This is a genomic window from Micromonospora sp. 15K316, from assembly GCF_004348525.1.
GTDB lineage: Bacteria > Actinomycetota > Actinomycetes > Mycobacteriales > Micromonosporaceae > Micromonospora.
Window position 1 is genome coordinate 1 of sequence record NZ_SMKG01000261.1, and the last position, 7,620, is coordinate 7,620.

The window sequence follows — 7,620 nt, forward strand, 5'->3', positions numbered from 1 at the left end:
CCACCCGACCCGCCCCGTGTTGTACGCCGTCAACGAGCTGGCGCAGGGGGAGGTCAGCGCGTGGCAAGTGGGGCCGGCCGGGGAGCTGACGGCGCTGGGTAGCCGGGCCACGGGCGGTGCCGAGCCGTGCCATCTGGCGGTGCTCGCGGGCGGGAGTCACCTCGTGGCCGCCAACTACGGCGGCGGAAGCGTCGCCGTCCTCCCGCTCGATTCCGCCGGGGTGCCCGGTGAGCGCAGCGATCTGGTGGTGCACGAGGGGCACGGTCCCGATCCGCAGCGACAGGAGCGGGCGCACGCGCACATGGTCTCCCCGGATCCGGCCGGCGGTCCGTTGCTCGCGGTCGACCTCGGCACGGACTCCGTCTACCGGTACGACCTGGACCCGGCCACCGGTCGGCTGACGCCCCGGGCGCCGCGGGTCCGGACGGCGGCCGGGGCGGGCCCCCGGCACCTGGCCCGCCATCCGGACGGGCGGCGCGTGCACCTGGTGGGTGAGTTGGACGCGACGGTCACCACGTACGAGTCGACGGTCGACGGATCGCTGCGACAGCTCAGCCGGGTGGACGCGAGCGGCCGGTCCGGGCACGTGCAGCCGTCGGAGGTCGCGGTGCGGCCGGACGGCAGGTTCCTCTACGTGGCCAACCGTGGTGTCGGCACGGTCGCCGTGTTCGACCTGCGGGCTGAGCGGCCGGAGCTGGTGGGCGAGGTGGAGACCGGTGGGGAGTGGCCTCGTCACTTCGCGTTGATCGGGGAGCACCTCTACGTGGCCGACGAGCGGGCGCACATGATCCGCACGTTCCGGGTCGACGCATCGACCGGGGTGCCCGAGCCGGTCGGTGAGCCGTTGTCGGTGCCGAGCCCGACCTGCGTGCTGCCCTGAGGTGCGGCGTAAGGCGGGCAGCCAGCCACCCCGTGAGGCCGCCTGGTGACCCTCCGTCACTAAACGTTGATCAACTGTTTCTCCTCCGTAACTTTCGTACGAACGGTCATGGCAGTTCAGGTGCCGGGTACGCAAGATTGTCTGCGTGTCTGCAGGCCGCCATCGCATGCGTTCGAAAATTTCCGGAGTCGCCGCCGCATCGGCGACGGCGCTCGTCGTTGTCGCGGCGGGAACCTGGTTCGGTTACCGAGAGTTGATACAACCTGCCTGTTCGGGTCAGATCCAGCTCTCGGTGGCGGTGTCGGCGGAGCTGGCCCCCGCGGTCGACGCCGCCGCGTCGCAGTGGGTCGAGGACGGCGCGGCGGTGGGCGGCACGTGCATCGCCGTCAACGTCAGCGCCAGTGAGGCGGTCGACGTCGCCGCGGTGGTCGCCGCCAAGCACGGCGCGGTCCTCGCCGGTGTGGGCCAGGCCAGCGGTACGGCCGTAGCGCCCGACGTCTGGATCCCGGACTCCTCCACCTGGCTGGTGCGACTGAAGAAGGAGGCGACCGCCTTCGCGCCGACCAACGGCGCCTCGATCGCGCGTAGTCCGGTGGTCGTCGCGATGCCCCAACCGATCGCCGCCCGGCTGGACTGGCCGGACGCGAAGCTGAAGTGGACCGACCTGCTCAAGCAGGTGAACAGCAGCAAGCCGCTCTCCACCGGCATCGTCGAGCCCACCCGGGACGCCGCCGGCCTCTCCGGCCTCCTGTCGTTGACCGCTGCCGCCGGTGGCGCCGGCGGCGACCAGGAGACCACTGTCGGCGCGCTGCGCGCCCTGGCCACGGGGCGGTCCGCCCTCCGCAGCGACCTGCTCGAACGGTTCCCGAAGTCGACCGACCCGGCGGCGATCGCGAGCGGCCTCGGCGCCGCCGCCCTCTCCGAAGAGGACGTGATCGCCTACAACAAGGCGAAGCCCCCGGTGCCGCTGGCCGCGCTCTACCTGGAGCCGGCGCCGGCGCCGCTGGACTACCCGTTCGCCGTGCTGCCCGGCATCGAGCCGGACAAGGCCTCGGCCGCCCGAGTGCTCTTCGAGCTCCTGACCACCGGCGACTTCCGCAACCGGCTCGCCGCACGGGGGCTGCGGGCGCCGGACGGCACGTGGGGTGCCGGGTTCGAGGCGCCCGAGGGGGCCCCGAGCCCGGCCGGAACGCCGGCCGCGCCGAGCGGTGGCGGCACGGCGGCCGGTGGGCTGGACGGCGACTCGATCGACCGGGTCGTCTCCAGCTGGTCCATCGCCACCCAGACCGGCCGGATGCTCGCCGTCATCGACGTCTCCGGCTCGATGAAGGCGGAGGTGCCGGCCGCCAACAACCGCAGCCGTGAGGAGGTCACGGTCGAGGCGGCCCGTCGGGGGCTGAGCCTCTTCGACAACTCGTGGCAGATCGGGCTCTGGACCTTCTCCACCAACCTGGTCGGTGCCCGGGACTACAAGGAGCTGGTGGGCATCGCGCCGCTCTCCGGCAACCGGGGCCGGCTGGAGTCGGCGCTGAGCACCATCCGACCGTCCGACGGTGACACCGGCCTCTACGACACCATCCTCGCCGCCTACAAGACGGTGCAGGGTGACTGGCAGCCGGGCCGGGTGAACTCGGTGGTGCTCTTCACCGACGGCAAGAACGAGGACGAGTCCGGTATCTCCCAGGCGAAGCTGCTCGCCGACCTGAAGCGGCTGGCCGACCCGGAGCGGCCGGTGCAGGTCATCCTGATCGGCATCGGGGACGGCGTGAGCAAGGCGGAACTCGACTCGATCACGAAGGTGACCGGTGGCGGAAGCTTCGTCGCCAAGAACCCGACCGAGATCGGCGGCATCTTCCTGAAGGCCATCGCGCTGCGGCCGCCGGCGCCGCGCTGACCCGCCGGACAGGCCCGGGGCCCGTCGTACCGTTCGATCGGTACGGCGGGCCCTCTTCCATTCGCGCTTGCGGCCGGGAAAAGTGACGGCAATACGTCGGAAGCAATCGGCCACCATGGTTGTCAGGGAGGATGTCGACGTGCCCCGGCACCGTCGGCCCCTGCCCGGCCCGATCGTCTACCCGGGGCCGTCCTGAGCGAAGTGGGAGGGCTGGTGACCTCGGCTACGCTGTTGACCCCTGCCAGGACGCCGTGGACCCCGGAGGGCGCGGCGTCCCCGGCCGCGACCCGCATCGACGAACGGGCCTACATCCGCGCCCTCGTCGTGCTGGACAGCGTCGTTCTGACCGTCGCGCTGCTGGTCGGTTACCTCGCCCGCTTCGGCGACGAGGTGCCGAGCGGTTCGAAGGTTCCCTACGTGCTGGTCGCCCCCGGTCTGGTGCTCGCCTGGTTGGTCTCGCTCAAGGCGTTGGGCTGCTACGACGACCGGGTGATCGGCTACGGCGCGGACGAGTACCGCCGGGTGAGCACCGCGAGCCTGCGCCTGGCCGGTGGGATCGCCATCGTCGGCTACGTGGCCGACGTGGGTGTGTCCCGGGGTTTCCTGGCGATCTCGTTCGCGGTCGGCACCCTCGGCCTGGAGGTGGCCCGGTTCGCCGCCCGCAAGCGGCTGCACCGGGCGCGCTCGCGCGGCGGTGGCTGGTCACGCAAGGTGCTGGTGGTCGGCGACACCGCCCACGTGCTGGAGCTGGTGCAGACCCTGCGGCGTGAGCCGTACGCCGGCTACCACGTGGTCGGCGCCTGCATCCCGGACGCGCTGCTCGCCCCGGTGCCGCAGCGGCTGGGTGACGTGCCGGTGGTCGGGTCGTTCCGGGGCATTCCCGAGGCGGCCACCGCGATCGGCGCGGACACGGTCGCCGTCACCGCGTCGGGCGAGCTCACCGCCACACGGCTGCGCCGCCTCGGCTGGCAGCTCGAGGGCACCGGCGTCGACCTCGTCGTCGCGCCGGCGCTTACCGACGTGGCCGGCCCCCGCATCCACACCCGCCCGGTCGCCGGGCTGCCGCTGATCCACGTCGAGGCGCCCGAGTTCCGGGGCACGCGCAAGCTGGTCAAGGGGTTCGTCGACCGCTCCGCCGCCGGGGTCGCGTTGACGCTGCTGCTGCCCGTGCTGTCGGTCATCGCGCTGGCCATCCGGCTGGACAGCCGCGGCCCGGTGCTGTTCCGGCAGACCCGGGTCGGCCGGGGTGGGCACGAGTTCGGGGTGTGGAAGTTCCGCACGATGGTGGTCAACGCGGACGCCCTGCTGGCCGAGCTGACCGCCCGCAACGAGACCGACGGTCTGATGTTCAAGATGCGCGACGACCCGCGGGTCACCCGGGTCGGGCGGCTGCTGCGCAAGTGGTCGCTGGACGAGCTGCCGCAGCTGGTGAACGTCCTGCTCGGCCAGATGAGCCTGGTCGGCCCCCGGCCGCCGTTGCCGTCCGAGGTGGCCCGCTACGACGGGGACGTGGCCCGGCGACTGCTTGTCAAGCCCGGCATGACCGGGCTCTGGCAGGTCAGCGGCCGGTCCGACCTGAGCTGGGAGGACGGCATCCGCCTCGACCTCTACTACGTGGAGAACTGGTCGCTCGCGGCCGACCTCACGATCCTCTGGAAGACCTTCGGCGCGGTGGTCAACGGGCGCGGGGCGTACTGAGCGGTCGGGGTCAGGAGCGCTGGCCGGTCCAGTCCACGCAGACGACGACGGCGTCGTCGACCAGGTCACCGGCCACGAACGCGCGCAGGTCTCCGAGGAGGGAGCGGACGGCGTCCAGCGGCTCCATCGGCCCGGTACGGCGCAGGAAGCGTTCCAGCGCCGCCTCGCCGTAGCGGGCGTGCCTCCCGACCGCGTCGATCACCCCGTCGCTGAGCACGAAGAGCCGCTCCCCGTGGTGCAGCGGGAACCGCTGCTCCCGGTAGTCGGTCGCCTCGAACATGCCGAGCGGGAACTGGGCCTCCAGCTGTTGCCCGACGACCTCGCCGTCGCGGACGCGCATCAGGCGGGGCGAACCGGCGTCGACGGCGCTCATCACCCCGCTGCTCAGGTCGAGCTCCAGCAGCAGGGCGGAGAGGTACTGGTCTCCCCGGTACAGGTCGTAGATCGCCTGGTCGGCGAGGGCGGCCTGGTCGGCCAGCGCCAGCCGGGCCCGGCGGGCGTTGCGCAGCGCGCTGGTGGCGAGCGCGGTCAGCATCGACGCCGCGACACCCTCACCCATCCCGTTGATGATCGCCACCCAGAGCCGTTCCCCGTCGTCGGACCAGTCGAAGCTGTCGCCCCGCACCGCGTACGCCGGCTCCAGCTGCCCGGCCAGGCTGAAGGCGTTCCGGCTGCGGCTGCGCCCCGGCAGCAGCTCCCACTGCATCTCGGCGGCGAGCGTCAGGCGCCGACTGCGCCGGGCGGTGCGGTAGACGTCGGTACCGGCGGCGACGGCGGCCAGCTCGTGCGCGAGCGCGGTGGCGATCCCGGCCAGCTCGTCCCGTGCGGTCGGCTCGCCGGGCACCGGGGCCACCCGCAGGACACCCCGCCGCTCGCCCCGCATGGACACCGGGAAGTACCCCGTCGGGCCGTCCAGCACCGGCTCCTGGTGGTCGAAGCAGCGCCAGGCGGGATGCCCCGGGCCGGTGATCCCGGCATCCTCGTCGAGCGGCAGCAGGACCGCGAGTCGGTAGTCGACCTGAAGCAGCTCGGTGGCGGTGATCCCGTACCGCTCGGCGAGGACGTCGGCCACGGCGTCGACCAGCCGGTGGGCCGGCGCGTCGGTGAGCACCTCTCGTGCCTGATTGACCGGTTCGCTCATTCCCGCTCCTCGTTCGGCGGCCCGATCCGCCGTCTCGGCGGAGTACTCTCGGGCCACCATGGCCGAACTGCACGATCCACCGGACTCCGCGCCGAGTACCGCCGCCGCACTGGACGCGGCGGCGGGTGCACTACTCACCGTATGGGAAGCGGCGCGGGAGCGGACGACCAGCCGGGTCTCCGGCGCGCAGCTGCGCGCGGTGATGGTGGTCGAACAGCATGACGGGATCAACCTGCGCCGGCTCGCCAGTCGGCTCGACATGCTGCTCAGCTCGGCCAGCCGGCTCTGCGACCGCCTGGTGGCCGCGGGGATGCTGGAGCGCGAGCCGGGACGGCTCGACCGTCGGGAGATCGCGCTGCACCTCACCCCGGAGGCCCGCCGCCTCCTCACCGAGCTGCGGGAGGACCGGCGGGAGCAGCTCGCCCGCATTCTCTCCGGGATGACCGCGGAGGGCCGGAGGGCGCTGCTGCACGGCATGCGCGAGTTCGACGAGACCGCCCGCCGGCAGGAGGCCGAGTCCGCCCCGGCGGAGCCGGTGCCGGTCCGGCCGGACGGGTTCGACGGCGACGAGGCGACCCTGCCGGCGCCGCGCGACTGGTCCGACGGGTCGGTGGCGCGTACGGCCTGACCCGGCCGCGTGCCGGTGACTGACCCGGCCGGGCCGGGCGCGGGCCGCTCACCCGCTGCGGGCGAGCCAGCCCGCCGGCCGCGCGATGATCCGGCGGACCACCGAGCCGGCCGCTCCCACCGCGGCGGCGTCCGCGCCGAGCGCCGCCGGTCGGACGGTGACCGGTGACCAGGCGGCGGTGAGCACCCGGCGGGAGATCTCGTCGAGCACCGGCGGGCGCAGCCACGGGGTGAGCGGGGCGTAGCCGCCGCCGAGCACCACGGTGTCCAGGTCGAGCAGGTTCACCACGGAGGCGACCGCGATCCCGAGCGCGGTGCCGGCCTCGTGCAGCGCACGCAGCGCGTCCGTCGAGCCCGCCTCGGCGAGTTCGGCCAGCCGGACGGGGGCCGTGTCGGCCGGCAGGTCGGCCCGGTCAAGGCCGGCGGCGGCAAGGATCGCCTCCTGCCCGGCGTACTGCTCCAGGCAGCCCCGGCCGCCGCAGCGGCAGGTACGCCCCCGCGAGTGGACCGGGATGTGCCCGATCTCGCCGCTCCAGCCTCGCGCGCCGCGGAAGAGGTCGCCGTCGAGCACGATCCCCGCGCCGATGCCGACCTCGCCGGAGATGTGCAGGAAGCTGGCCGGCCCGTCGGTGTCGGCGTGCAGCTCACCGAGCGCGGACAGGTTCGCCTCGTTGTCGACCACGATCGGGGGCACGCCGTCGACCCGCTCGGTCAGCGGGGGGAGTCCGGCGAGCAGCGCCGGCACCGGCACGTCCCGCCAGCCGAGGTTGGGCGCGAGCCGGACCGTGCCGGCGTCGTCGACCAGGCCGGGTACGCCGAGCGCCGCTCCGGCGAGGGTGAGCCCCTGCGACGCGGCCTCGGTCCGGGCCCGCCCGGCCAGCTCGACCAGTCGGCGGAGCGCGTCGGCGGGGGAGACCGGCCGCAGGTCGGCGCGGCGCACGGTGTGGTGCCGTACCCGGCCGGCGAGGTCGACCACGCAGACGGCCAGGTAGTCGACGTTGATCTCCAGCCCGAGCCCGGCCGGACCGTTGCCGGCCAGCACCAGCCCGCGGGCCGGGCGGCCCGCCCCGGAGCGTGGCGCCGGTTCGGCCTCGGTCACCAGGCGACCGGTGATCAGATCCTCGACGACCGCGGAGACGGTGGCCCGGGTGAGGCCGGTCTCGGCGGCGAGGTCGGCCCGGGACGGCGGGCGGTCGGCGGCGGCGATCCGGCCGAGCACCACGGCGAGGTTGAGCTCGCGCAGGCTGCCCTGACGGACCGCGCCGACGGGGCCGGGGGTAGGCGTCACCCCTTGACAGTGCCACAGGTCAGCCAAATAATTCAATCGCTGAACAAATAGCCGACCCCACCCTCGGAGGCTGCCATGGCACCCCGTCCCAC

Annotated in this window: 6 protein-coding genes; 4 read left to right on the forward strand and 2 right to left on the reverse strand. The window is 73.6% G+C overall.

Annotated elements, in window-relative coordinates; all coding sequences use genetic code 11:
• From E1211_RS28710 to E1211_RS28720, 3 genes are all read left to right on the forward strand, one after another.
• The coding region (locus E1211_RS28710) for a lactonase family protein (RefSeq protein WP_132352803.1) at positions 1–880 on the forward strand (880 nt) is incomplete at its 5' end.
• A 145-nt stretch (positions 881–1,025) separates the two neighbouring features.
• Positions 1,026–2,774: a substrate-binding domain-containing protein gene (locus E1211_RS28715; RefSeq protein ID WP_165947362.1), complete on the forward strand. Its 1,749-nt coding sequence runs from the start codon at positions 1,026–1,028 to the stop codon at positions 2,772–2,774.
• A 213-nt stretch (positions 2,775–2,987) separates the two neighbouring features.
• Positions 2,988–4,472, forward strand: a complete 1,485-nt coding sequence (locus tag E1211_RS28720) for a sugar transferase (protein WP_132352807.1) — start codon at positions 2,988–2,990, stop codon at positions 4,470–4,472.
• A 10-nt stretch (positions 4,473–4,482) separates the two neighbouring features.
• Here the strand turns inward: E1211_RS28720 and E1211_RS28725 are convergent, their stop codons facing one another.
• Positions 4,483–5,613: a PP2C family protein-serine/threonine phosphatase gene (locus E1211_RS28725; RefSeq protein WP_132352809.1), complete on the reverse strand. Its 1,131-nt coding sequence runs from the start codon at positions 5,611–5,613 to the stop codon at positions 4,483–4,485.
• A 58-nt stretch (positions 5,614–5,671) separates the two neighbouring features.
• Here E1211_RS28725 and E1211_RS28730 point away from each other — a divergent pair, with 58 nt between their 5' ends.
• A complete protein-coding gene (locus tag E1211_RS28730) occupies positions 5,672–6,241 on the forward strand; it encodes a MarR family winged helix-turn-helix transcriptional regulator (RefSeq protein ID WP_132352811.1) in 570 nt (189 codons plus the stop codon).
• A 48-nt stretch (positions 6,242–6,289) separates the two neighbouring features.
• On the opposite strand, the gene E1211_RS28735 is transcribed toward E1211_RS28730, so the two are convergent.
• On the reverse strand, positions 6,290–7,528 hold the full coding sequence (locus E1211_RS28735) for an ROK family transcriptional regulator (RefSeq protein ID WP_207915547.1): 1,239 nt from the start codon (positions 7,526–7,528) through the stop codon (positions 6,290–6,292).
• Positions 7,529–7,620: the final 92 nt, after the last annotated feature.

Coding starts and splice junctions, on each gene's coding strand:
- E1211_RS28725 (WP_132352809.1), bottom strand. CDS start 5,613: ATGAGCGAACCGGTCAATCAGGCACGAGAGGTGCTCACCGACGCGCCG.
- E1211_RS28730 (WP_132352811.1), top strand. CDS start 5,672: ATGGCCGAACTGCACGATCCACCGGACTCCGCGCCGAGTACCGCCGCC.